Here is a 24,224-nt window from a genome sequence, read left to right as displayed (position 1 = left end):
GTAATCTACTACCGTTAAGATGCTTAAAACGGTAGCCTAACAAGAGGGTTGTATAAACGAATTAGGAGATACCCAACATGGCACAACAATCAATCCCAGCGGTATCACAAGGAGTAGTTAAGCTACCCGACGGAAGGGCGTTTAATCTTGAATCTACAGAAGGCGCTGAGTGGCTCGATTCCTCTACTTCTTTTAGGTTTGAGTCCTCTCGTGGCAGCAAACCTTTCACCGCCCGCAGGCAAGAAACGAGAGGTATAGGCTACTGGTACGGTAGTAGAAAAATAGAGGGGCGGGTACATAAAAAGTACATAGGCAAGGCTGAAGGGTTGAGTATCGCCCGGTTGGAGGAAGTAGCAGAAGGGTTAACTAATGTGGAACCTAAAAAGGTAGGAGATGGGGAACCTAAAGCAGTAGCAGATAACGCGCCTAACGGTCGCCTAGATGCTCTTGAGGTACGGTTGCGGGCAATGGAGGAACTGCTGGGAAAAGTCTCGGCTTGAGTGTTTCTGAATCAGCAGCGCTCAAGCCTGACACGGTAGTAGAAACAGAGTTGTCTAACGAATTAGGCAACCTGAGAGCAGAGAACGAAAAACTGAAGCAAGACTTAGCGACCGAGCACGAGAATTACTCTGCGCTTCTCAGTGCTAATAAGCGGGTAACGGATGACCTTGAACAAGAATTAGCAGAAGCCCGCGCGGACTACGCCCTGCTTCTAGAATCTAGTACCACAGTGGCGGATAATTTGCGAGAGGATATTCGGCAATTGCGATCGCAACTTGACACAGAACGCGCCCATCGAACGCAAGTCGAGGCCCAACTCTCCAAACTTCAACAGAATCCAGCAACAGTGATCGACTTATCGGGCAAGGCAGGCGAGGTCGTAAATTTATTTAGGACGCTCCTGCCAAAAGACACGAAGCTACCCAAAAATACTATATCGAAGCTTAGGGAGATTTTGGAAGCAACAGAAGATTAGAAGCCCGATCGCCCGATCGCCCCAAAACAAAAAATCCCGGCACGAGGTCGGGTTTTTTAATTTCAGGTTCCATAGTTTTTCTCGAAAAAAAACAATTTTATCGATAAAATCGATATGAGTACATAATATCATGAGTTCGTGCAAACATGAAATGTTCATGCACAACAGAATTCAGGAGAAGGTGAAAGAATGAAGTCAGGTATATATAAGTACGATTTAATGGCTACTAAGCGTAATGACCCTGACTACGAACAAGTAAGCGGTTACGTCCATAAGGACATAGCTTTGAAGTTCCGCATTTTTTGTATGACCCAACGACTTACCCAGAGTGACGCTCTAGAGCAAGCTTTAAGTTTTTGGATAGAGTCTAAAAATTCTGAGACTAACCAACCAAGCATCACACCCGATCGCCCGTCCGAACCGTCGCCCCCTGACACGCAGCCAACAGAACCGCAGCCAACCGCAGCAAAACCAACCGCAGCGAAGACAAAAGGGGGGAGGGGCAAAAGCTGACTTTATCCAGCCTCAGCTATTCTGCCGATCGCCCTTGGGGAGTTGTGGCGGTGCGGACGATCGGTCTATTTAATAGTTTGTCTACCCCTTCCTTTTTTCTAAAAAATACGTTTTTGCGTAAAGTGGTAGCGCCAAAAACTCCGCCGCTACGCGGTTTTTCAGTAATCGGGGTAGATAAAAGTTGACTTAACGCAATTTTTTGCTTTTACAAATCGGTCACCATCCGTCACCACCGATCAAACTTGATTTTGGAAATATATTTCGATCTCAAGCTTCGATCGCAACTGGGTTTCAGGTGTTAGAATCTATTTACTTGCTGATCGACTATTAAGGCAAACCGTATGCTCTACTCGGAAAACAAAGTACAAGTTGCAGTTTGGTTGCAACCAGAAGTTGTCGCCAACTGCGATATATATGCCGATTATTTTTCTCAGTCTCGCTCCGGCTTTATTAATGAAGCTTTAAAACTCTACATTAATCAAGCCGAAAAACAGTGTCAGTTGCTGACAGAAAACGGAGAAAACGAAACAAATTACAGGAACACAACGAAAAAGCGCTGGAACTGCTACGCTGCCAGCGCTTTTTACGATTTTTAACACACCCTAACTTTGTCTGGACAAAAGCTTGGCGGTTTTTACAGACAAAGTTAGGAATCACACCGCAATAAAGGGCGGCTTATTCCAATATCATGACACATCTGGTTTCAAGAAACACGCGCCCCATTAGTGGCGTGATGATTGGTGCTACCTTGCTGGGTAGCCTTCGTGCTAGGTCGCTTCCTAGCTGTAGCGTTTCGATCGCCCTTTCCCAGAATTCTGACACTACCCATAGCGTCGCAAACTCTTCAAACCTAAGCTGTAACTCAATTGTACCAGGTTTAGGTAATTTTGAGAAAGTTCAGAGGAATTTAATTAATTTTAGGCAAGCTTCTGCACTTACCTTTGGAACGCTCGGGGGTGTGGCATGAGTGCGCCAAATTCTTTTACACGATTAAAAGGGAATTGCCCAGTTTGCAACGGCGCAAGAACAGATTGTCGGATGAACGGCAACCTTTATTTCTGCCGCACGGACAGTTCAAATTCTGCCTTCATCTTAAAAAGTCACGACAAGATTGGCTTCGGCATCTACATCGAAAAAGCTCTGGAAGAGGAGCAAGATGCCGAAAAATTAGCAGAGTACAAGCGCCAGCGAGAAATAGACAAGAAGCTCAGACTTGAGCGCGAAACCAAGGATAGAGCGCAACTGCTATCTGATATAGAGCGCGACAAAGAAATCAGAAAAATATTAGGACAGCTAACGCTTAACCCTAATCACAGAGAAGACTTGAAGCGACGGGGATTGTCAGACGAACAGATACAGGCTGGAATGTTTCGCAGCGTCAGTCCCTACCAAAAATTGCAAACTGCTGTGAGTTCAAATCTTGCTGGAGTCTCGATCGACACTAACGGGAGATCGCTTACAAACACAGAATCTGGCTATATTTGCCCAGTGTGGTCTGGTAGCGGGTTAATAGTCGGCTGGCAGTTGAGACTTGACAACACAGAGGACAACGGCAAGTACAAATGGCCAACAAGCAGATGGAGGAAGCGCCCCAACGGCCCTACCTCTCACTTGCAGAACGGGGAAATGCCTATCACAGTGTGCCGACCCGAAGTAATAGATCCGAGCTTCACATCGATCGGACTTGCTGAAGGAATTCTCAAACCTAAGATTGCAGCCGAACTCAGCGGTCAGTTTTTCCTAGGAGCCGCCGGAGGACTGTTTGCTAGCAGCCCTAAAACTTTTAAGCAGGAGCTCGACAAGCTCTCCGCCGAACTCGGCACAAAAACGATAATTCTGTATCCCGATGCGGGTTCTCCCGGAAACAAGGACATAATGCGGGAGTACGCGAAAACTTACAGGTTAGTCACAAGCTGGGGATATGAACTGCGGATCGGCTGGTGGGGGCAAGTAGAAAAATCTGATATCAGTGGCATTGACGATCTGTTAGCTGCCGGGGAAGCCGAGAGGAAGATTGAGTTATTTTGGGATGATTTTGAAGCATTCAGTGCAGGCAAAGCAGCCAAAGATTTAAAAATCTATGAAGGGCTGCTCAATCGAAAACATCCCAAGCCACTGAAGGCGAGCGCAGTTTTGACAAGTGATCGAAAAGTTAATGATGCCACACTTTACTATCCAGGCGAACGCTTGGCAATATGGAAAAAAAATGCTGCTGCGAGCAAGTTCATTATTGACAGCAGTGACACTGGTACAGGGAAGAGTTACGACACAGGACTTTGCTTCCCAGCGGACTTTGATTGTGATCGGATCATTTACATATCTAAGGATCACCGGAACGCGAGCACGCCATCCTTAAAAGACTGGGAAGACTTGGAAGCCCGCCACAATGGGTTAACAATCGATAATCTAGGCAACTGGCGACGGGCAAAAACTGGCGATCGGATTGAAGCTGCTGCTAATTGTGATCGTACACAGTTAAGCGCCGTACTGCGGGAAAAAAACATATCCGGCAGCGATACCGCCGGCCTGATGTGCCCAACCTGCCCGCACTTTGAGGGCTGCCGTGCCGGGGAAAAGTTCGGTTTCTTAAAGGCACGGAGCCAGGCATTGAAAGCCGAGAGACTTAGAGTTCATCCCGACTCACTACCGCCGACCGACTCCTTTGGCTATGCAGCCGAGGGTAAAACCAAAGGCACAGTCCTGGTTTGGGAAGAGTGGAGTGAGTCACTGAAGTACAGCAAAGATATCACCGTTGAAGAAGGTGACATCACTCACATTACGTCCCTACTTTTATCTGCTGACACCGAAGCCTTCGGATTGACCGACCTGTTAGTAAAGCTCTGGGAGCTTGTCGCTGGCAAGCATCAAATACCAAGGTGGGGACTACCGCACGACCGTCTGCTAGAAATCTTGTTGCCCCTTATAAAAGGGAATGTTGATGTTGATGCAATCGCCGAAGTGACGAACCCAAACGACCAGGTGCAGGCAATTCTGCACGGGTTAGGGGAGCATGGCGTGTCCCTCCAAGACTTGCCTGCTAATTTAAGAAAAAGCTTTGCTTCCTCTGATGCCGATTTAGCGGATAAAGCTCAGAAGATAGCCAAACAATGGCTGAAACCATTTTTGCAGGTAATTACTGGCAATCATCCGGGCTACCTAAATTTAAATGGGGGAGCGCTGTCTATCACAGTTGCCGATAGGCGACTGATTGAAATTGCCCACGCCGCCAAGGCAAATATTTTCCTTGATGCTACCGGTTCACCAAATAAATTGGCTTTGATGCTGGGAATTGAAAATGAGGACATCTCGCACATCCAGCAAGCGACATCCAAAAAGGCAGAACTCATTATCAAGCAGATAGTGGATCACGGTCGGCTGGGGATATTTCGAGGGGCTGAGCAAGTTCGCGCAATCGAAGCAATAGTCGCAGCTATCCGGCAGGAAGATCCGGCGGCGGCGGTGATTGATTTTAAAAAGTTCACCAGCATGGAAGAAGCGTTGAACCTGAAATGGTTTAGCGAATCGCGCGGCTCAAATTTGGCTCAATCTGCAAAAACTCTGATTTTGGTTGGAACACCCTGTCGCCCGATCGCCACATTAGCGGCAGAGTTCACCTTACTCTACGGGCGATCGCCGAATATCACAAGCGAAAAAACAACTCGGCAGATGATTTTAAGCTGTCCCGCACCTAAAGGGGAATCAGACATTATTACCTCTAATGAGTCTGTAGATATCGAGTTCCGGGGCTATATATACAAAGACATTCATGCCAACATCGATCAGGCAATGGGTCGTCTGCGGGCGAACAGACGCGCTGGAGAGACACTAACAATCTACTTCATCAGTAACTTTGTTCTCGATATGCCAGTGGAGCTTGTACGGGCTGTTGACATCTGCCTAGAAGCTGCTACACCCATTCAAAAGCTTGAGCTGGCGATCGGTCGGTGTGTTGAGGAGTTAAAAGCTAAAAATGAAAAACTGACACTGACCGCAATCGCAGATTTCTGCAAAGTTAGCAAACAAAGGCTGAGCCAGTTGGTAAAGGAGTTGGGGTACTCGACCGCTGCCGAGTTCAAAAAAAGTCTAGTTTTGCTATTAGAATCCCATAGCAAAACTAGACAAAATTCCAAGGGATATATTCCGTTATCCGCAGAAAAACAGATTGACTTGTGGGCTGCTCAAATTGGATCTTTGCCGAAATCAGTAATTTTTGCCTTGCTGGAGGGGGCGAGTAACACGCTTGCCCCGCCACAGTCGGAAACTAAGCCACTAATGCCGATCACCCTGTGGACGGGCTGGGTTAATCGCTGGGGTGAATTGCACAAAGCTCGTTTTAAGAGCTGGTGCGAGAACGGTACACGCTGGGTAGTGGAGTATTTAGAAAATAGCGGTCAGCTTGGAGAGACGCAGGTTGACCCCAAAAACTTTGTCTGGGCTGAAGGAGGTGCCTCATGTTAGATATCGCCGTTACCCGATCGCCCGCCCAGACCCAAACCGACCCCGCCACCTACGCCGAATGCTTGCAATTTATCGGTACTGCAATCTCGATCGCCGATCGACAAACCGCCGCCGACATAGTAGTAACGCTCAAAGATTGCTGCGGGCGGGGACACGCCGATCGAGATGCAATCTGGGCAGACCTTACCGACGCCGAACAGGAACGATTTAAAGAACTGTTAGCACTGCCACCCCTTGCCCGCGAGTTTGCCCAGCGCATCCGAGAAACCATAGGCTACCAGTCCCGGGCCGTTGCTGGTGTGGTGCAAACTGATTTAGAGAGAGCGATCGACCGTGGGGAATTGTCGGTGGCGGATGTGGCGGTGGTTGTCGGCGATCGGCACTTCCTAGAGTTTCAGGAATTGGTCGCGTGTTGCCCAAAATATTTTAGCGAACTTCCCGCACCGTCGATCAAAGCCGCCACCAAAAAATTTAGCTAATTTTTGTGTGCCCTAAAGTCAGGCATTTGCAGTATAAACTCAGGGGTTTGCAGTATAAAATCAGTGAGAATGCAGGCATTTGCAGGGGCTGCACTTTACCTGTATTTACCGAAAAATATCCTGCTTTTCGTCTGACTTTTTCGGTCAAATTGCTGCTTTTTTGTGTCGAGCGTACATTTGCTTGTTGAGGCTGGTTATAGCTGTTCTCTATCGATAGCAAGCAATGGTTTTGTCCGTACAAAGCTTTATTTATTACCTTTAAATAAAAAAAATGCACCCTTATGAATGGGGAATCCTAGATGTCAAGTAGTTTGATTTTTACCAGCTCTTCGACTGTGCCGATTGCTCACATTGCTCCTGCTGTTGTGACAACTTCGTAGCAGCACTGGCATCAATTCCTCCCGTCACATCTGGGTAGCGAGCGATCGGCTTGAGCGACAGCTCGATCGCCTACAACGGAACTCATAGAATCCAACAAGTGAGCGGCTACTCATCTCGTGCCGCAGCTTCAGCTATTGAGATAAAGCTGTGTCAGGTTGGATAGTTGGCCCATCGGCTCTGGGATCTGGGTAATCTGATTGTCGCTCAGGTGAAGACTTGTCAGATTTAACATTTAGCAGATCGCTTCTGAAATTTTGGTAATCCGATTGCCATAAAAGTAAAGCTCTGTCAAATTTGACAGTTGCTTCATCGCCTCTGAAATTTCGGTAATCAGTAAATAGTTTAATTATTATCTTTAAACTTCGTTCTCAATACTCCATGCTGGGATACCCTTACCAAAATTAAGTAGTGATAGTCTGGGAGGAGATAACTGGATTAAATCAAATGCAACACAAAATATTTATGGACATTCTCAATGAAAACCCTTGCTCTAGAGAAGTTCCGTTTCTAACCATTCTGGCAAAAGAGATGGAGCGGGCAACTGCTGAAGAAGCAGCTCTCGGAATCAAACGAAACCAAATTCCTTTTATTTACATAAATTTACCTGACACCCCCCATACTCCTCAATTTATAGGACTAGCACAGGCTATTAGAACCATCGCTTTATTTGATTTAACTCCCGAAAATAACCAGCAGCGTTTTTGGATGAGATGTGTGCAGCTCTACTGGCAAGCCAAGGCTATATTACTTTCTCAGAAAATCTTCAACCTAATGCCCAACCAAGCGGATTTGGAACAGCTTCTTAGCCAAATGCTGCCTAAAACTGCACTTAAAAATCTCCAATTAGAGACGGATGCCGAAAAAGCCGTTTATGACCTGATCGTTGCCGGAGAACCACTAATTCGAGATTGGGCCAAGAAGGAAGGAATTAATTACCCCTTCCAAAATTCTCAAGACTTATTTCTACATTTTTTGAAAGACAAGTTTCAGTCCAGCTTATCAAAAACACCCTTTAATCCCGAACCTTTATGGCTTGACAAAAGAAAGCAACGCGCCCACCACCGCCAATGGTTAAAGTTCTTCGCAGACCAATTCACGGGTGAACCAAAAGAGCTGGATTATTTACAGTTCCTCAAAGAGATGGAATGGGAAGGGTATTGGATTCTAGCTTTATGGAAGCATAAAAATCAACCCGCTTTCAAAAAGCTCTGGCAAGCTTATCTCAAATCTCAAAGGAAATTGGTTGCGTTATTTGATTCGGATCTTCATTGGAGAAAAGGCATTCCCTACAAGAGTAAGCGAACCAGCAAAATTCTTCCTATTGAAGCAGAGATAGACAAAACTGGCTACATCACTTGGTACTGGTCTTCTTAACATTTCTTCAAAAATTTGCAAAAAAATCCACTAGCTTGATAATTCTGATATCTAGATAAAAGAGCCATTAAGTTATTTTTTGTGCGATTAGCTATGCAAAACTTGGGCTTTTGGGGGCTTTTTTGTGCAACCACAGTCTCGACGGTAGTTGCACAAAAATAGCTACAATCTTCATACATAGTCCTTTATGAGAAACCTCCCATGAATTCAGAGAAACGCCAAATAATTGTTGGTTACGAACGGCTTTCAACTAAAGACCAGGCTTTCAATACTCCGGCTCGCGAACAACAAAAAGCAAGGTTATTAGCGGCAGGCGCCACAGAAATCTTTGAAGATATTGAGTCAGGCAAAAACGACGACCGACCGGAGTTGGGAAAACTGATGCAAAAAGTAAAAAATCGAGAAGTTGACGAAGTAGTGATTACCAGAATCGACCGACTCGGCAGATCGCTACCGAAGCTGAGAGAGTGTATTAACTTTTTTGTTGAAACAGGAGTTAATTTAAGAATTCTGGATCAGCAAATTGATTTAGCCACTTCCCAGGGAATGTTGATGCTCAATATATTGGGCGCAGTTGCAGAAATGGAAGTTGCGCTTACATCAGATCGAGTTAAGCACGGCAAACAGCATCAGCGAAACAACAAAGCTGCCTGTGAAGCTGCTCCTTGGGGTTATCGAGTTGTTAACAAGAAGTATGAGCTGGATACACGACCCGTTCTTTGCCTGCTAGAAGACCGACCCGCCGAAAGTTCCCTGTCAACTAAGATAAAAGACCGGCCAGAACAAAACGATGAAGCAGAAGTTGTCGGTCGGAGCCTCGCGCAAATCGGCAGAGAAATGATTGAGGAGTTTCTCTCTTCACGAGATGCGAGGGCTACTGTGAAAAATGCTTATGAGAAATATGGGTTTAAAAAAATAGCGACAACCAAAAAACGCAACTACTCTGCCCTTTTTAATTGGACTAAGAGCGGTTTTCTTCGCTGGCTGTATAATCCAGTTCTTCGGGGTCATACTGTTTACAACAAGACAAAAGTTGTAGGGCGAAAGCGACAGGTGACTTCCCCGCAAGAGTGGAATATTATTTCTAATACTCATTTAGATCAGCGGTTGCTGACTGAGGAAGAGGCTAAAGAGATTCAAGAAATTTCCGCTGCTAATCAGAAGCTCGTAGGCCACTTTTTCCCAGCAATCTCGGGTTCAAGCGAAGCCAAGGAGTATTACTATCAGCGTGGACTAATTTATTGTCGGGAGTGTGGTTCGAGATGCATTACTAAAACTTCGATGAGCAAAAAGAAAAAATACTTTTACTTTGCCTGTCGGCATTTTGAGATGGGCTGCCAGAACCGCCAGTCGGTTAGGAAACAGGAAATTGAAGAGTTTTTGGTAAAATTTTTAGTTCAAAAGTCATGGGAGCTGCGTTCAGAGTTAGGTAAAGGCGAAGAATTAGAACCCCAAAAATCTAACAAGTTAATAGAGCTTGAAGAGCAACTCAAGGTAGCGGAGAGTTTCCCAGGCTTCAATATTAACAATGAAAAGCTAAAAGAGGAGCTGCGGCAGGAAATTACTGATGAAATAAATTTAAGTGGTTCGCTTGCCAACCAAAATGTTGAACAAATCATCCGTAGTGGCAACAATCTAAGTTTCTGGCATACTCTCTCAAATGAAGAAAAGGTGGAAGTTTATCCGCGAATTGTCCAAAAAATTTTTATTGGGCAAGGTCAAGTCAATTCGATTCTTTTGAAAAACTAAAACTAGATTAATTCCTCGAACTTATTATGAACATTCTCCTCAAAGTTGAGCTGAATCAGCTCAGAAGCCTGATTGCACTGCAAGAAGTGGTGAACAGTTGTCACTCGGAGTTAAATCCCGTTCAATGTCCGTTCTGTCAATCTGAACAAGTAAGTCAGTCTCGAAAGCCCGAATCGGTTAAAACTTATACTTGTCTGAGCTGTCAGCAAGATTTTTCCGAAGAAATTGTGCTGGGATGCAAGTGTAGGGTTCCAGGTGAGCTGCAAAAATGCCAGGACTGCGAACGTTACCAGTCAATCCTTCCCTTGGTGAAGGAGAGAGCTGCTCAGTTACGTTCCTTCAGTCGAGCTGAATTGGAAGCAATGGCATCTCGATTTAGTTTTTAGTAAGATGCAGAACTTACGCAATGACGCTATACATAGCGTTATCGCGTAAGTCCTACTGTCTACAAAAAACCCTATCAGTCCTTAACTGGTAGGGTCTTTATCATCAAGTTTTAGGTGTTTGCTATCGGTAAAATTTCCTCTATCTCAAAAATAATAAATAAGTATAAGTGTCTAACCTAGGTTAGTGGGAATCAATATCAATAACCCAAATAGTCGTCCCCTCCCTTCTCCAAAAAACTCGTTCTCTCATACTGGTATACGAACCTTTAACAACTAACTCCTGCACAAATATAGCCCGGGTAATTATGTATTTATTTAGTTTTACTTGATATTACTAAACTGCCAGACACTGCCTAGCTCATGACAAGTGGGGCTTCTTGCTGTTTTTGCTCAAGCATGAACTTAAGCCAATTTGGTACTGATCATTGGAGTTATGGTATTTACTCACAAATATAGGCACATTGAAACAAGCTGTAACAGCGTTTAAATGTCGGAGGGGTATCGGAGCAATGTTTAAGGACTGTAAAACAGGAGGCTATAATTTTGAAAAAAGCTACGCTTGTGACGATCGCCTAAAACTTTAATTTTATTGATAGCTTTGGCTTACAGTTGCGCTATTTTACAGGGATGTAAGCTTAAGCAAATGGGAATTCAGAAATACATCGATCGCCTGATTGAGTCGAGCAGATCGCAACGTCGTCATAGTAGTTATTGGATAGGGTTGTAGGGTCAATCGTGGGCGCAGCGAAGCCGAGAGAGTAGAAAGGGAGTTTTGCCATACAACTGTTGCGGAATTGATGAAAATTAGACGTAATAAGCTCTCATTCTTTCACCGGGGCTTGAAGGCTATGTCCTTGATTTATCAAGCTTTTGACGGGGATTGTCACCCGGTCAGGTAAAATAGACTTTGGACTCTTGAAGACTGCTATGCCCAAAGACAAGATAACCAACGCCCAGAATAAGGAAAGCCTAGAGCAGAAGCTATGGAAGGCGGCGGACAAGCTACGAAAGAACATTGACGCAGCAGAGTATAAGCACATTGTCTTGGGATTGGTTTTCCTTAAATACATTTCCGATTCCTTTGAGCAGTTACACGAGAAGTTGATTGCGGGCGAGGGCGACTACGCAGGGGCTGACCCAGAAGACCCGGATGAATACAAAGCGGAGAATGTGTTTTTCGTGCCTGCTGAAGCGCGGTGGTCGAAGTTGCAAGAAAAGGCGAAGCAGCCGACGATTGGGCAGATAGTAGATGAAGCGATGGAGGCGATCGAGCGGGAAAATCCCAAACTCCTCAAGGGGATTTTGCCAAAGGTTTACGGTCAACAGAAGCTTGACCCGATCGCTTTAGGGGGGCTGATTGACAATATCGGCAGCGTCAATTTAGCGACGGTAAAGGCGGAGTCGGACGGGCAGTTAATTTTGGATCTGGAGCCAAGGGTAGCTCCTTCCCGACAGGCAGATTTGCTGGGGCAGGTGTATGAATATTTCTTGGGGCAGTTTGCTCTGGCAGAAGGGAAGAAGGGAGGACAGTTCTACACGCCAGAAAGTGTAGTGCGGGTGTTAGTAGAGATGCTCGAACCTTACAAGGGGCGTGTGTTTGACCCTTGCTGTGGGTCGGGAGGGATGTTTGTACAAAGTGAGAAGTTTGTAAAGGCGCACCAGGGGCGACTGGATGATATTTCGATCTATGGACAAGAGAGCAACGAGACAACCTACAAGCTGTGTCGGATGAACCTAGCAATTCGGGGAATTGATGGCTCGAATATTCGCTGGAATACAGAGGGGTCGTTTCTTAAGGATGCTCACCCAGATTTAAAGGCAGATTTTGTGATCGCCAATCCACCGTTTAACGATAGTGACTGGGTGGGTCGGATAGATGAGAAAAACGATGGGGGGCATCCTCTTCGCAAGGACGGGCGCTGGCAGTATGGAACGCCACCTGCAGGTAATGCGAACTTTGCCTGGGTGCAACATTTCCTCTATCACCTGGCTCCAACAGGGGCAGCGGGGTTTGTTTTGTCGAATGGGTCGCTGTCGTCGAATACAAGCGGTGAGGGAGAGATTCGTAAGGAATTGGTGAAGGCGGATTTAGTGGACTGCATTGTGATGATGCCAACGCAGTTGTTTTACAACACCGGCATTCCTGCGTGTCTGTGGTTTTTAAGTAGATCTAAGAACGGCAACAAAAACCGTGAGCGCAAGGGGGAGGTATTGTTTATTGATGCCTCAGAGTTAGGCTATATGCTCAATCGGCGCAATCGGGCGTTTGATGATAACGACATTCAGAAGATTGCAGGAACTTATCACGAATGGAAGCGGGACGGTGGCAACTACCAGGATATTAAGGGGTTCTGCAAGTCGGCAACGTTGGGAGAGATTGAGCAGCACAATTTTGTCTTAACGCCGGGACGGTATGTGGGGATTCCTGATGAAGTGGAATCTGAGATTTCTTTTGATGAAACAATGTCAGCATTGACGGCAGAACTGGCAGCGCAGATGCAGGAATCGGCAGCGTTGGATGCAGAGATTAAGATCCATTTGGCGAAGGTGGGGTTTGAGTTATGACGGTATTAGACCAAATTTGCTTAAATATCATTGATTGTGAACACAAAACAGCTCCAATCCAAGATAGTGGCATTCCTTCTATTAGGACAACCGATATTAAGGGCGGTGTAATTGATTTTAGAGGCGCAAACAAGGTATCTGAAGAAACCTATAAAGTTTGGACCGAAAGGCTAGAACCGCAACCTCACGACTTGATACTTGCTAGAGAAGCACCTGTCGGAGAAATAGGAATTATTCCGAAGGGGCAGAGGGCTTGTTTAGGTCAAAGAACGGTTTTGATTAGACCAAATCCAGATAAAGTTTATCCGCATTATTTGCTGTATCTTATGCAGTCTCGGGGAGTTCAACATGAGATGCAAATCAGAGCAGCAGGCTCTACTGTCACACATTTAAATATGTGTGACATTAGAGAGCTAGACTTACCAGATCTGCCACCTCTGGAAGTTCAATGTCAAATAGGAGACACACTAGCGAATCTTGATCGCAAGATTGAAAACCTCAGAAAACAGAACGAGACGCTAGAGGCGATCGCGCAAACCCTATTCAAACATTGGTTCATCGATTTCGAGTTTCCCAACGAAGATAGGAAGCCCTACAAGTCATCAGGTGGGGAGATGGTGCAATCAGAACTAGGCGAAATTCCTGCAGGTTGGCGCGCTATCAAGTTAGGGGTTCTAGTTAATACAATTAATGGCTACTCATACAAAGGTACAGATTTAGGTGAGTCAGACATTGCACTCGTTAATCTCAAGAATTTTGATCGAAATGGTGGATTCAGACTAGATGGATTCAAAGAAATAATCACTAGCAACTATCACGACAGACATTTAGTCGAGCCAAACGATTTGTTGGTTGCACATACAGATTTAACCCAGAATGCAGAGGTGTTAGGTAATCCTATATTGGTACAACCTTTATCCAAGTATTCTCGCTATGTTTTATCGATGGATTTAGTTAAGATTACATCTAAGAATTCAAAAATTAATAATTTCTACTTATACTATTTGCTCTCTAGCCGCTTTTTTAAGCAGCATTGTATTGGGTATGCAAACGGTACAACAGTTTTACATCTGAATAAAAGTGCGATTCCTGAATATAAATTTTCTATGCCTATCGATTCTTCAACTATTGAGGATTTTCAGGCTGTCGCATCAGGAGTTAGAAAGCGAATAACTAACAACTTAAAGCAGATACAAACCTTAACTAAAACCCGCGATGTGCTCCTACCCCAATTGATGAGCGGCAAACTCCGTATCACCGAATAAACCCAACCCCTTCCTCGGCCTTATGAGCAAATTCACCACCGAAGCCCAGATCGAAACCTACAACCTCGAACTGCTCGATACCCTCGGCTATGGCTACAAATACGGCAAAATCCTTGAACCCGAAGGAGCCGAACCAGAACGCCAGAGCTTCGGTGATGTCCTGCTCAAAGACCGCCTGACTCAAGCCCTAGCACAGATCAATCCCCACATTCCGCCCGAAACTCGCCACGAAGCTCAACGGGATTTGCAAAACATCGCCAGTTTCGACCTGATCGACAACAACGAAACCTTCTACGGCTACCTCACCGAAGGCATTACCGTTGAACATCAGCACGAGGGCGAAACCAAAGGGAAAAAGGTTTGGCTGATTGACTGGGACAACCCCGAAAACAACGAATTCCTCGCGGTAAATCAGTTCACTGTCATCGAAGACAACAACGATCGCCGCCCAGACATCATTCTTTTTATCAACGGGCTGCCCCTAGTGGTGATTGAACTCAAGAACGCCGCCGATGCCAAAGCCAACCTGCAAACAGCCTTTAATCAATTACAGACATACAAGCGAGAAATCCCCAGCCTCTTTACCTATAACGCCCTGCTGGTAATTTCTGATGGCACCTCCGCCCGTGCAGGCTCTCTCTCTGCTTCCTATAGCCGCTTCAGCCAATGGAAACGCAAACTCCCCAACGGCGACATTGAAAACAACCCCAACACCAACGAACTGGAAATCCTCACTCAGGGAATGCTCAACAAAAGCACCCTGCTCGACCTGATCCGCCACTTCACCGTCTTTGAAAAAACCAAGACTGTAGACCCCAAAACCGAAGTCGTTACCCTGCAAACCATCAAAAAGCTGGCGGCCTATCACCAGTATTACGCGGTCAACCTAGCCGTCGAGAGCATCATTGCCGCCACTAAAAGCGACCATCGCGGAGGTGTCCTGTGGCATACCCAAGGCAGCGGCAAATCTCTCTCAATGGTGTTTCTCAGTGGCAAACTCGTTCTGATGCTGGCTAACCCCACCCTAGTTATCCTCACAGACCGCAACGACCTCGACGACCAACTCTTCGACACCTTCGCCGGGTGCCGTCAATTGCTGCGCCAATCCCCCCAACAAGCGGGTGATCGCGAGGCAGTACGGGAACTGCTCAACGTTAATTCTGGTGGCATTATCTTTACCACCGTGCAGAAATTCTCCCCCCAAAACGAGGAAACGATTTATCCCAAAATTAGCGATCGCACCAACATCGTCGTTCTAGCTGATGAAGCCCACCGCAGCCAATACGGATTCAAAGCCAAACAGGTCAACATTAAAGACGAGGAAGGCAACATTGTCGGCAAACAGACCCGCTACGGCTTCGCCAAATACATCCGCGATGCCCTACCCAACGCCACCTTCGTCGGCTTTACTGGCACTCCGATTGAACAGACGGACAAAAGCACCCGCACTATCTTTGGTCGTGAGATCGACATCTATGACATCGCCCAAGCTGTCAAAGATAGCGCTACTGTTCCCATTTATTACGAAGGCCGCTTGGTCAAAGTAGACCTGGACGAGCAAGGGCGGGAACTGCTCAAGGAACTCGACGAAGACCTCAGCTTTGAAGACCTCAGCACTACGCAACAAGCCAAAGCCAAACAGACCGGAATCGAGGCGGTCGTTGGCTCCACCCAACGCTTAGCAACCATCGCTCAAGATATTGTCACCCACTTTGAAATTCGCCAAACTGCCAATCGCGGCAAAGGCATGATCGTCACCCTCAGCCGCCAAGTAGCTGCCAACCTTTACGATGCCATTATCAAAATCCGCCCTGACTGGCACAGCGATGACCTCAACAGCGGCAAAATCAAAGTCGTCATGACTGCCAGCGCCTCTGATAAGGGCAACTTGGTTAAACACCACACCAACAAGAAAAATCGTCAAATCTTGGCGCAACGGCTCAAAGATTCCACCAACGACCTCGAACTCGTTATCGTTTGCGATATGTGGCTCACTGGATTTGATGCCCCTATCCTTCACACGATGTATATGGACAAGCCGATGAAGGGGCACAACCTGATGCAGGCGATCGCCCGCATCAACCGCGTTTATTTTGAGAAGCAAGGCGGCTTGATTGTCGATTATTTGGGTGTTGCCAATGAACTCAGAGAAGCCCTGAAAGTTTACTCCCAAAGCGGCGGCAAAGGCGACCTCACCCTCGATCAACAGGTGGCGATCGGACTGCTGTTCGCCAAACTCGAAGTCGTTGAAGAAATTATGGCGGGCTTCAACTATCAGCCTTACTCCAACGCCAACACTGGGGACAAACTCAACATTCTCAAATCAGCGGCGAACTATGTCGCAGACCCGCAAATAAAAGACCGTTTCCTCGATGCCGTGACCGCACTCTCCAAAATCTATGCTCTCACCGCGCACCATCCAGAGGCGATCGACCAATCCGAAAAAATCTCCTTCTTTCAAGCCATCCAAGCGATTCTCCGCAAACTAGAACCAACCGACGGTAGCCTCAGCAATGCTGAAATCGAAACTGCTATCCGGCAAGTGGTGGATCAAGCCCTCGTCTCCGATACCGTCATCAACATCTTTGACGAAGCAGGTATCAAAAGCCCTGACCTCTCCATCATCTCCGACGAATTCCTGGAAGAAGTCGAAGGTATGGAGCATCAAAATCTGGCAGTGGAATTGCTCAAAAGACTGTTGCGCGATGAAATTAAAGCTCAACGTCGCACCAACATTGTCCAGAGCCGCCAACTTACCGAAATGCTTGAAGACTCCTTGCGGCGCTACCAAAACCAAGTAATTAGCGTCACGGATGTGATCCAAGAACTGATTAATCTCTCTAAGGATGTCCAAGCCGCCAAACAACGCGGTGAAGAGTTGGGGTTAGAACCCTATGAACTCGCCTTTTATGATGCCCTGGCTCAAAACCAGAGTGCGCGGGACGTGATGGGGCAAGACCAACTGCGAGAGTTGGCGATCGTCCTGGTAGCACGGGTACGCAAAAACGCTTCCATCGACTGGAATCTCAAAGAAAGCGTCCGAGCGAGAATGAAGGTGATGGTTAAACGCTTATTGCGCCAATATGGCTATCCACCTGATATGCAAGCTCTTGCGATCGAGTTGGTGTTAGAGCAGGCAAAGGTTTTCACCGAGTTTGAAGTAGAGACAAATCGTTCCTAATATTACCCAGGAATAGCAAAACTAAAGAGTGAAGCTGTAATTAGTTATAGTTGAGGCAAATATCCAAATTCTTGAGTCGGCTTAATGTTGTGGTAAATGCAAGTGTTGGGCGGTAAAAAACGGGAGAACTCGATCGCCCGAAGTCCCAAGCACCGCAGCAAAAACAGCAATTGGCTACCTAGTAATCACTAAACGGACTCTAGTAAATGTTCATTCCACCAACCGTCCCGACAATTCCTGCTCAAGTTTCCCAATCGCCAAATAATCCATTTATTAATGCCCAGGTAGTTAGCGTCGGCGACGGCGATACCCTCACAATCAGTAGCGCCAACGGGCAAAACCTAACCGTGAGATTGGCTTGCATTGACACCCCGGAAAGAAATCAACAAGGAGGAAAAGAGGCAGCCAATCGCCTTACTGCACTTCTTCCCAAAGGTGCATCAGTTAAAGTCGTCGTTGTAGATAAAGACCAGTATGGTCGCACAGTTGGAGTGGTGTTCAACGGCAGTAAAAATATTAATGTGCAACTTTTACAAGAAGGACAAGCCTGGGTGTATGAGCAGTACATAGGCAACTGTCGCACGACCGCCGACCAATTGCGCCAAGCTCAAAGCGTTGCCAAGCAAAACCGAGTCGGGTTATGGAGTCAAGCTAATCCTTGCCCTCCCTGGGACTTTAGAAAAAATCAGTGTGTAGCACAGCCCGCTGCTGCGCCACAAAAACCTGCACCAACTCCACAAAGACCTGCGCCGAGTCCACGAAATAATTGCGACCCGAGTTACCCCGACGTATGTATTCCGCCCGCACCGCCTGATTTAAATTGCGGCGATATTTCTCAGAAACGCTTTCGCGTACTGCAACCAGACCCACATGGGTTTGATAGGGACAAGGACGGCATTGGTTGTGAGAGGTAAAAGAAACTTGACACATCTTGATTCCCGTTTTTGCGAGTTTTGCAGGGCAACTGCACTGTCAAAATCTAAAATCTGAAATTATTTGGTCAAAAAGAGCGACTGGTATTCTGTTCTCTAGCGGCAAAGCCGATCGGCTTCGCCGACAATCAACTAAACCGAAATCTCCTAACTGCTTGATAGTTGGGGGATTTTTTGCTTCACACTTGCACGTTGCAACCCACAGCTTTTTTAAAAACTGGATGCACTGGGAGGATGTGGCACACAGAGAGCGGTCGGAGATGTCAGAGAGGCTGGCACAGGTCTTTATGTAAAGAGTTGATGTTTAAGTATTTTCACCGTAGACACTGAATTGAAAAAGCTTGAAGATGCAATAAGGACTTGTAATCCCTTTCTTTTGGAGAAATGATAAATGTCTAATCATAAAAATGACTCTGAAGATAAAACAGAGGCAATTGGGTATGTAGCTGGTGGTCTTGCTGCTGGAGCTGGTGTATATGGAGCAGTAGGTAATATGGGTTTAGTAGCTCTTGGTGGTGGTATTGCTGTTGGTGCAGCCCCCGTTGTTGCTGCTGGTGCTGTTGTCGGTTTAGCAGTATACGGATTCAAGAAAGCTTTTTTCAATTAAACGAAATTTTAGATATCTTAGGGCAATACTTCGGACAGTTTTTTAACTGCCCTGTAAGCCTTACAGAGACAGCCCTGCCATTTTTAACGCATTTTAGGAAACTTAGGGCTAGACTTAAACCTTGAAATAATAGTCCACCATATAGCCAGTCTGGATTTCGGCCACTCGATTAGATATAAAACTGTCCGAAGTATTGTTAGGGAAGAGCTATGGATGATTTGAAAATGGTTGGTGCTATTACCAGTGCAGCGGCAGCTACTGGGACAGGTTCTGTGACAATTGCTACAATTACTTCTTCAGCGCCTGGAATTCTTGGAGCTATTGGGTTTACCACCACTACAACCGTAGCTTTACCTGTAGCGGGTGTTGTGGCAGTAGCAGGGTTGGTCGCCTTTGGTGTTTTCAAAGGAGTAGAGATGGCACGCAAACAATCAGAATCTCAGTAATAATCCAATTTTAAAAACCTGTTATGCAGAGTAAACCTTACCCTGTCACCTTGTCGTAAAAGTTTCAAGCGCTAGTCTGGGAAATACCCGTTTCCTCGCCTAGCTTTTGCCCCGGTCGGAGAGGTGTGAGAGCGGTATGGCTCACAGTAAACAAGTTCATACGCAAGAGAGTAAGTAAATGTCAAAATCAAAAATTCAGCAATTAGTAGAAATGGCTCCGGGGATTCTTGGAGTTATAGGGTTTACCACCACTACAACCGCAGCTTTACCTGTAGCGGGTGTTGTGGCAGTAGGAGGGTTGGTCGCCTTTGGTGTTTTCAAAGGAGTAGAGATGGCACGCCAACAATCAGAATCTCAGTAATAATCCAATTTTAAAAACCTGTTATGCAGAGTAAACCTTACCCTGCCACCTTTTCGTAACAGTTTCAAGCACTAGGCTGGGAAATATCCGTTTCCCAGCCTAGCTTTTGCCCCGGTCGGAGAGGTCGGAGCGGTCACACAAAGCAAAACCCGCCAGAGTTGGAGTCTAGCGGTTTTTATAAGTTTGACAAAACTTTATTTTTAAGATACGAATAAAAAATCAACTTAATCTCAAACAGGTTTGAAAAATGACTTTAAATAATATCTCTCTGAATTTATTAGAGAATGGTTTAGATTTCATCATAAGAGGTTTAGATGAATTATATGTTTATGATAGTGAAGAACGTTTTATTATTCCTGTTTCTCAACCGCAAAAAGACTATAAATATGGAATAATCCATCTGTTTGCAGGATTTCTTTTACTTCTCAAAGAAAAGCTTTCACGGGATACACCAAAACTCATCTATAGAGACTTTCCCAAAAAAAGTGAAAGATTAAATCAACATTTAAACCAAGGAATAAGACCTTCTACTGTGGACTTGCATGAGGCTTTAAAACGTTTAAAACTGTTAGATAATGTTGAAAGTCGAGTTAATTTTACCGAATCTGATATGTCTGTAATTGAAAAGATTCAGGATTATAGAAATACTTTTGAACACTACAAAATTGAAAATATAAAGATTCTTGAGCTTGAAAATGTAATAATTTCTTTTATAGATTTGATTGATAGATTCCTTAACGAACATTTAGAAATAAATATTACCTCACTCGATTTATCTTCTGAAATAAGAGTTAAAATACTGTCAATAAAAATAATTTATGACCGTATAGTTAAAGATTCTGAAAATGCAATTAAAGTACGCGGTAAAGAAAAGATTAAAGAATTTAAGAAGGTAAGAAAAAGTGTTTTAAGAAAGTTATATGAAGAAAATAAAATTTATTTTAATGATACAAACGAGGATTATGATATTTTTGATACTTGTCCTAAATGTCATGAAGAAACTCTTATTTTTGAGGGTGAGTTTGCTGGTGTTTGTACTAATAAAAAATGTTATGAATACACACCTTTAACAAAATGTGATAAATGCGGAATAATGACACAAGGTTACGATTGGGAAGAAACATGGTGTAAAAGTTGTGATGATAATCAAACGCAAATGATAGAAGATAATATTGATGGGGACGATTTAGCGTTGTATGATTTTTCTTAATTTACTTTGATATGTCTGTACAGACACGTATTTGTAAAGGTTTGACACTCTAAATCAGGAAATACAAAGTTTCTTACGCACCTTTGTAGCTTTCCTCCCTATTTATATATTTATATAATTTGCTGATTATTTAGCTATAAAAAATAGAATAAGACTGGATATAGAAAGGTTGACAATAAGTGACATCTAAAAAAAGGTGAAAGATTTCTCTCACCTTTTTTTACAAATACTAAAACTTTAGGCGGGGTTTGCCTGTGGGTTATTATTACGCGATGAACTTATTCCTCCGGCGTTTCTGTCTCGCTCCCAACCTTGATCAACCTCGGTTTTTATGGCGTTAGCAATACATTCACCATGTTGACGACCTAATTCATTTAACACAGCGGCACCATAAATTGCTGCTGCAGCAGCAGCTACGGTTGAAGACGCAGGATCGGCCATAATTACTCCTTAAAAATAGAGTGGGTTCTTTGGAGCTATAGTTAGCTAACATAAACAATTATTATACATAAAGATTAACTGATGTGTGATTTAAGTCACTTAGTTAAGATACTAAAGCGTTAGTCAAAATATAAATTTGATGGCTCTCTAACTAATAGCAATTAAATCTTTTTATTTACTCAAGGATTAAATTTTAAGGCTATAATTCTTAACTTTGTTAAATGCTTTGCAAGCTTTGGGAAGAAAAATGAGTCTTTCCCTCCTAAACCCCCAGCGGGATTTTTACGACTGGCCGCCATTGTCTTTTTCGCAGCTACAGGTGAAAAATCGGCCATCGGAAAAATAGCCGCCTGCCCGTCCGGCTGAGGACACCAAAAACTCGTGTGTCACGCGCTTGATACTACTTGGCGTTACTGCTAGACTAAGTGAAACGCTTGACACAAGGGATTCATTTGTTATGCCAAACCCTAAAGGAGCAACTGCACTGTCAAAATCTAAAATCTGAATCTAAAATCTGAAATTGTTTGACCAAAAAGAGCGGTCGGTATTCTGTTGGCTGGTGGCAAGTGCGAGCGCACTTGCCGACAATCCACAAGAACTGGCCAAGCCTGAACACCCGCTAAGTCGGCAGATACAGACCACTGGAATCATTGGGTTTGGCGTGTAAATATTTAGAAGTCGTGGCGACTGAAGCATGACCCAAAGTTTGACTCAGCAGATGAATCGGTGCTCCCCGGTTGAGCGCGTGTGAAGCGTGGCAGTGCCGGAGCCAGTGCGCTGATGCTTTCTCGGAGAGTCCAACACGAACGGCTGCTACCTTAACCAGATGAGTTACAGAAATTGGGTTTAACCTACCGCCGTCGGACTTCTTGCGACTTCTAAAGATTGGTTCCAATTTGCCTGCATCACCACGGCTACTGAGCAATTCTGTGTACAACGACTTCGGCAAAAGCACGACGCGGGTTTTGTCAGCCTTGCCGTAAATCAAAAGTTGGCCACTCTCACCGTTACTCGTCAAGTCCTCCCAGTTCAAACCACAAAGCTCCGATACTCGCAGACCAGCGTAATAGAAAACCTTAAACATCAACCGATTCCGTTCGCACGGTTCGGACGCAATCAGCATCCTAACCTCAGCTTCAGTTAGGATTTTTTGGCTCAGAGTATCTTTGGGCTTAGGGGTACTTAGTGCAGCCCCAGCATTAACTTGGATAAGCCCGGTTTTGTGACCGAATGATAAAAGTGATTTCACCACAGCGATATAAGTGCGACGGGATGAAGTAGATAAGCCCCGCGCCTCCAGTGTATCCACGAAGTTTTGCAGGTCGCCGAGCGTCAGATACCCTGCTGGCTTCCCGACCGCCCCCAACAACAGCCCCGACACCCGGCGGTAGAGTTTTTGAGTGGTCTTCGACTTGCCATGTACCCACAGACAGACGAGCTGTTCTGTGAGGGTGTTGGTGGCAACAACTTGGAGACTGGGTTGATGGGTGTTGGGGACAAGTTTCATGGCGGTTTGAACGGGTAGGGTGAATCTAAGATAAGAAACCTAATTTAAGATTCAGATTTTTTAAGAAGCCCCATCCGTTTTGGTGGATGGGGCAGGCAGCTTTATTTATTCTTCATGCGGGTAAATATCAAGACTTGAGTAAGGGTCGCCCGTAGTATAGGAGTAATCCACTATCTCCTCCTCTTCTATTAAACCCGTCCCCGTTAGGTTCGCATCTGTCAAGTCTGTGTCCACTAGGTTCGTATCTTTTAATGTCGCAGCCGTTAAGTCAGCGCGGGTCAAGTTTGCACCGCTGAGATTTGTACCCACTAAATCTGTGTTGCCCAAGTCTGCATCAGTCAAATCAGCGCCGCTTAAATCCACACCACTTAAATCCGTACCAGCCAAATTAGCGCGGGTCAAGTTTGCACCTGAAAAAATCACATTTTTCAGTTCCGCATCAGTCAAATCAGCACCGGTCAAGTTTGCACCGCTTAAGTCCGTACCGTTTAAATCAGCGCGGGTTAAATCAGCGCCGCTTAAATCTGCCCCACTTAAAGGTAGATTTTTTAAATCAGCGCGGCTCAGCCAATCAGGCTTGTATCCTTGATTTTTGCAATCATCCTCCCAATCACCTTTCCGGCGTACACAAAAAACACCGATTTCTGCTGCTTGTCTACTCATTGTTTTTCTCCAATTAAAATACCATTGTTATGTCATATTCAAACATTCTAAAATAGCCCCATCCTTTTAGAGAGGGAGCGGGTTACTGCAGCTCACAAACTGGCGGCCGGCCGGTCGGACTCTGTGACCAGGGCCTTCAACCTCCGAGCGAGATTGGCTTTAGTGCCGTGTGCATCCATGCCTTTCAACTTGGCGAGCGAGCGCAACGATGGCAACGGCATTTTGTTTAGGACTTGCTCAATATCCCCCTCCTGTAGCGCCTGCTCAATATTGTCTCCGTGTAAAGGTTCTGGCTCGGTCGGTGCAGTAGGTGTAACTTGAACCTTAACCACTGTATTGGTTTTATCCGGGCGGGGAGCATACGGTGTAGTTGGTGCTGGCGCGGGTGCTGTGGCTGTGGCGGTCGGCTATGTGTACTACTATAGGCTCCTATAATTTACCAGTTACGGGGTTACATAAAAGTAGGATATATGGCAAAATGCAGACAGGGCAACGCTTGTGTCAAAGTTTGTCAAAAGTGGCATAAGAGGGACTTGCTTTTCCATAGGTTACATAGATACACGGGCGTGCGGATGCGTATACACGGGCGAGTGCGTGGATGTGGGCAACCAAATACGGAGGGCTTATGCAACCTTTTAAGTAGAATAAAATACGTAATCTACTACCGTTAAGATGCTTAAAACGGTAGCCTAACAAGAGGGTTGTATAAACGAATTAGGAGATACCCAAC

Annotated in this window: 21 protein-coding genes; 17 read left to right on the top strand and 4 right to left on the bottom strand. The window is 45.3% G+C overall.

Going from position 1 to position 24,224, the window contains the following annotated elements; translation table 11 throughout:
• Positions 1-77: 77 nt before the first annotated feature.
• From QUB25_RS27440 to QUB25_RS27415, 6 genes are all read left to right on the top strand, one after another.
• The gene (locus QUB25_RS27440; protein WP_333188295.1) at positions 78-500 is read left to right on the top strand and encodes a hypothetical protein; all 423 of its coding nucleotides are present in this window, start codon (positions 78-80) and stop codon (positions 498-500) included.
• The gene (locus QUB25_RS27435; RefSeq protein ID WP_333188292.1) at positions 497-976 is read left to right on the top strand and encodes a hypothetical protein; all 480 of its coding nucleotides are present in this window, start codon (positions 497-499) and stop codon (positions 974-976) included. The genes QUB25_RS27440 and QUB25_RS27435 overlap by 4 nt, the downstream gene beginning before the upstream one ends.
• Before the next feature lie 189 nt (positions 977-1,165).
• Positions 1,166-1,489 carry a hypothetical protein gene (locus QUB25_RS27430; protein ID WP_333188289.1) on the top strand — a complete coding sequence of 108 codons (324 nt, stop codon included), beginning with the start codon at positions 1,166-1,168 and terminating at the stop codon, positions 1,487-1,489.
• A gap of 341 nt (positions 1,490-1,830) precedes the next feature.
• Positions 1,831-2,085, top strand: coding sequence for a hypothetical protein (locus tag QUB25_RS27425; RefSeq protein WP_333188286.1), 255 nt, complete (start codon positions 1,831-1,833; stop codon positions 2,083-2,085).
• Positions 2,086-2,527: 442 nt separating this feature from the next.
• On the top strand, positions 2,528-5,947 hold the full coding sequence (locus QUB25_RS27420; RefSeq protein WP_333188283.1) for a hypothetical protein: 3,420 nt from the start codon (positions 2,528-2,530) through the stop codon (positions 5,945-5,947).
• A complete protein-coding gene (locus QUB25_RS27415; RefSeq protein WP_333188280.1) occupies positions 5,941-6,426 on the top strand; it encodes a hypothetical protein in 486 nt (161 codons plus the stop codon). The genes QUB25_RS27420 and QUB25_RS27415 overlap by 7 nt, the downstream gene beginning before the upstream one ends.
• Before the next feature lie 508 nt (positions 6,427-6,934).
• Here the strand turns inward: QUB25_RS27415 and QUB25_RS29935 are convergent.
• Positions 6,935-7,039: a leucine-rich repeat domain-containing protein gene (locus QUB25_RS29935; RefSeq protein ID WP_445251668.1), complete on the bottom strand. Its 105-nt coding sequence runs from the start codon at positions 7,037-7,039 to the stop codon at positions 6,935-6,937.
• A 230-nt stretch (positions 7,040-7,269) separates the two neighbouring features.
• Here QUB25_RS29935 and QUB25_RS27410 point away from each other — a divergent pair, with 230 nt between their 5' ends.
• The 11 genes from QUB25_RS27410 to QUB25_RS27360 all read left to right on the top strand — a co-directional run bounded on the left by QUB25_RS27410 (position 7,270) and on the right by QUB25_RS27360 (position 20,883).
• Positions 7,270-8,181 (top strand): hypothetical protein, encoded by a 912-nt coding sequence (locus tag QUB25_RS27410; protein ID WP_333188278.1) that lies wholly within the window; start codon positions 7,270-7,272, stop codon positions 8,179-8,181.
• Between the two features lie 201 nt (positions 8,182-8,382).
• A complete protein-coding gene (gene xisF, locus QUB25_RS27405) occupies positions 8,383-9,930 on the top strand; it encodes a fdxN element excision recombinase XisF (RefSeq protein ID WP_333188276.1) in 1,548 nt (515 codons plus the stop codon).
• A 26-nt stretch (positions 9,931-9,956) separates the two neighbouring features.
• Positions 9,957-10,316 carry a hypothetical protein gene (locus QUB25_RS27400; RefSeq protein WP_333188274.1) on the top strand — a complete coding sequence of 120 codons (360 nt, stop codon included), beginning with the start codon at positions 9,957-9,959 and terminating at the stop codon, positions 10,314-10,316.
• A 927-nt stretch (positions 10,317-11,243) separates the two neighbouring features.
• Entirely contained in the window at positions 11,244-12,881 is a 1,638-nt protein-coding gene (locus QUB25_RS27395; RefSeq protein WP_333188271.1) for a class I SAM-dependent DNA methyltransferase, read from the top strand.
• Positions 12,878-14,146 carry a restriction endonuclease subunit S gene (locus QUB25_RS27390; RefSeq protein WP_333188269.1) on the top strand — a complete coding sequence of 423 codons (1,269 nt, stop codon included), beginning with the start codon at positions 12,878-12,880 and terminating at the stop codon, positions 14,144-14,146. Before QUB25_RS27395 ends, QUB25_RS27390 begins: the two co-directional genes overlap by 4 nt.
• Positions 14,147-14,168: 22 nt before the next feature.
• Complete coding sequence (locus QUB25_RS27385; RefSeq protein WP_333188266.1) at positions 14,169-17,327, top strand: type I restriction endonuclease subunit R; 3,159 nt, start codon at positions 14,169-14,171, stop codon at positions 17,325-17,327.
• A 206-nt stretch (positions 17,328-17,533) separates the two neighbouring features.
• Positions 17,534-18,241: a thermonuclease family protein gene (locus QUB25_RS27380; RefSeq protein ID WP_333188263.1), complete on the top strand. Its 708-nt coding sequence runs from the start codon at positions 17,534-17,536 to the stop codon at positions 18,239-18,241.
• 409 nt (positions 18,242-18,650) lie between these two features.
• Positions 18,651-18,866, top strand: a complete 216-nt coding sequence (locus QUB25_RS27375; RefSeq protein WP_333188261.1) for a hypothetical protein — start codon at positions 18,651-18,653, stop codon at positions 18,864-18,866.
• 209 nt (positions 18,867-19,075) lie between these two features.
• Entirely contained in the window at positions 19,076-19,312 is a 237-nt protein-coding gene (locus QUB25_RS27370; RefSeq protein ID WP_333188259.1) for a hypothetical protein, read from the top strand.
• Positions 19,313-19,490: 178 nt separating this feature from the next.
• The gene (locus QUB25_RS27365) at positions 19,491-19,673 is read left to right on the top strand and encodes a hypothetical protein (protein WP_333188256.1); all 183 of its coding nucleotides are present in this window, start codon (positions 19,491-19,493) and stop codon (positions 19,671-19,673) included.
• Between the two features lie 247 nt (positions 19,674-19,920).
• A complete protein-coding gene (locus tag QUB25_RS27360) occupies positions 19,921-20,883 on the top strand; it encodes a hypothetical protein (protein ID WP_333188253.1) in 963 nt (320 codons plus the stop codon).
• A 237-nt stretch (positions 20,884-21,120) separates the two neighbouring features.
• On the opposite strand, the gene QUB25_RS27355 is transcribed toward QUB25_RS27360, so the two are convergent.
• From QUB25_RS27355 to QUB25_RS27345, 3 genes are all read right to left on the bottom strand, one after another.
• Entirely contained in the window at positions 21,121-21,324 is a 204-nt protein-coding gene (locus tag QUB25_RS27355; protein ID WP_333188250.1) for a hypothetical protein, read from the bottom strand.
• A gap of 619 nt (positions 21,325-21,943) precedes the next feature.
• Positions 21,944-22,831 (bottom strand): tyrosine-type recombinase/integrase, encoded by an 888-nt coding sequence (locus QUB25_RS27350; protein WP_333188247.1) that lies wholly within the window; start codon positions 22,829-22,831, stop codon positions 21,944-21,946.
• A gap of 105 nt (positions 22,832-22,936) precedes the next feature.
• Positions 22,937-23,494: a pentapeptide repeat-containing protein gene (locus tag QUB25_RS27345; protein WP_333188245.1), complete on the bottom strand. Its 558-nt coding sequence runs from the start codon at positions 23,492-23,494 to the stop codon at positions 22,937-22,939.
• Positions 23,495-24,224 lie beyond the last annotated feature (730 nt).

It is taken from the genome of Microcoleus sp. B3-D7 (assembly GCF_036705305.1).
In the GTDB taxonomy this organism is placed as follows: Bacteria; Cyanobacteriota; Cyanobacteriia; order Cyanobacteriales; family Microcoleaceae; genus Microcoleus.
Note: the sequence above shows the minus strand (reverse complement) of the source record. Positions and strands in the feature narration are given on the sequence as shown.

What these genes read in the sequence shown, in the direction of transcription:
- QUB25_RS27440 (WP_333188295.1), top strand. Translation starts at nt 78, where the DNA reads ATGGCACAACAATCAATCCCAGCGGTATCACAAGGAGTAGTTAAGCTA.
- QUB25_RS27430 (WP_333188289.1), top strand. Translation starts at nt 1,166, where the DNA reads ATGAAGTCAGGTATATATAAGTACGATTTAATGGCTACTAAGCGTAAT.
- QUB25_RS27425 (WP_333188286.1), top strand. Translation starts at nt 1,831, where the DNA reads ATGCTCTACTCGGAAAACAAAGTACAAGTTGCAGTTTGGTTGCAACCA.
- QUB25_RS27420 (WP_333188283.1), top strand. Translation starts at nt 2,528, where the DNA reads ATGAACGGCAACCTTTATTTCTGCCGCACGGACAGTTCAAATTCTGCC.
- QUB25_RS27415 (WP_333188280.1), top strand. Translation starts at nt 5,941, where the DNA reads ATGTTAGATATCGCCGTTACCCGATCGCCCGCCCAGACCCAAACCGAC.
- QUB25_RS29935 (WP_445251668.1), bottom strand. Translation starts at nt 7,039, where the DNA reads ATGTTAAATCTGACAAGTCTTCACCTGAGCGACAATCAGATTACCCAG.
- QUB25_RS27410 (WP_333188278.1), top strand. Translation starts at nt 7,270, where the DNA reads ATGGACATTCTCAATGAAAACCCTTGCTCTAGAGAAGTTCCGTTTCTA.
- xisF (WP_333188276.1), top strand. Translation starts at nt 8,383, where the DNA reads ATGAATTCAGAGAAACGCCAAATAATTGTTGGTTACGAACGGCTTTCA.
- QUB25_RS27400 (WP_333188274.1), top strand. Translation starts at nt 9,957, where the DNA reads ATGAACATTCTCCTCAAAGTTGAGCTGAATCAGCTCAGAAGCCTGATT.
- QUB25_RS27395 (WP_333188271.1), top strand. Translation starts at nt 11,244, where the DNA reads ATGCCCAAAGACAAGATAACCAACGCCCAGAATAAGGAAAGCCTAGAG.
- QUB25_RS27390 (WP_333188269.1), top strand. Translation starts at nt 12,878, where the DNA reads ATGACGGTATTAGACCAAATTTGCTTAAATATCATTGATTGTGAACAC.
- QUB25_RS27385 (WP_333188266.1), top strand. Translation starts at nt 14,169, where the DNA reads ATGAGCAAATTCACCACCGAAGCCCAGATCGAAACCTACAACCTCGAA.
- QUB25_RS27380 (WP_333188263.1), top strand. Translation starts at nt 17,534, where the DNA reads ATGTTCATTCCACCAACCGTCCCGACAATTCCTGCTCAAGTTTCCCAA.
- QUB25_RS27375 (WP_333188261.1), top strand. Translation starts at nt 18,651, where the DNA reads ATGTCTAATCATAAAAATGACTCTGAAGATAAAACAGAGGCAATTGGG.
- QUB25_RS27370 (WP_333188259.1), top strand. Translation starts at nt 19,076, where the DNA reads ATGGATGATTTGAAAATGGTTGGTGCTATTACCAGTGCAGCGGCAGCT.
- QUB25_RS27365 (WP_333188256.1), top strand. Translation starts at nt 19,491, where the DNA reads ATGTCAAAATCAAAAATTCAGCAATTAGTAGAAATGGCTCCGGGGATT.
- QUB25_RS27360 (WP_333188253.1), top strand. Translation starts at nt 19,921, where the DNA reads ATGACTTTAAATAATATCTCTCTGAATTTATTAGAGAATGGTTTAGAT.
- QUB25_RS27355 (WP_333188250.1), bottom strand. Translation starts at nt 21,324, where the DNA reads ATGGCCGATCCTGCGTCTTCAACCGTAGCTGCTGCTGCAGCAGCAATT.
- QUB25_RS27350 (WP_333188247.1), bottom strand. Translation starts at nt 22,831, where the DNA reads ATGAAACTTGTCCCCAACACCCATCAACCCAGTCTCCAAGTTGTTGCC.
- QUB25_RS27345 (WP_333188245.1), bottom strand. Translation starts at nt 23,494, where the DNA reads ATGAGTAGACAAGCAGCAGAAATCGGTGTTTTTTGTGTACGCCGGAAA.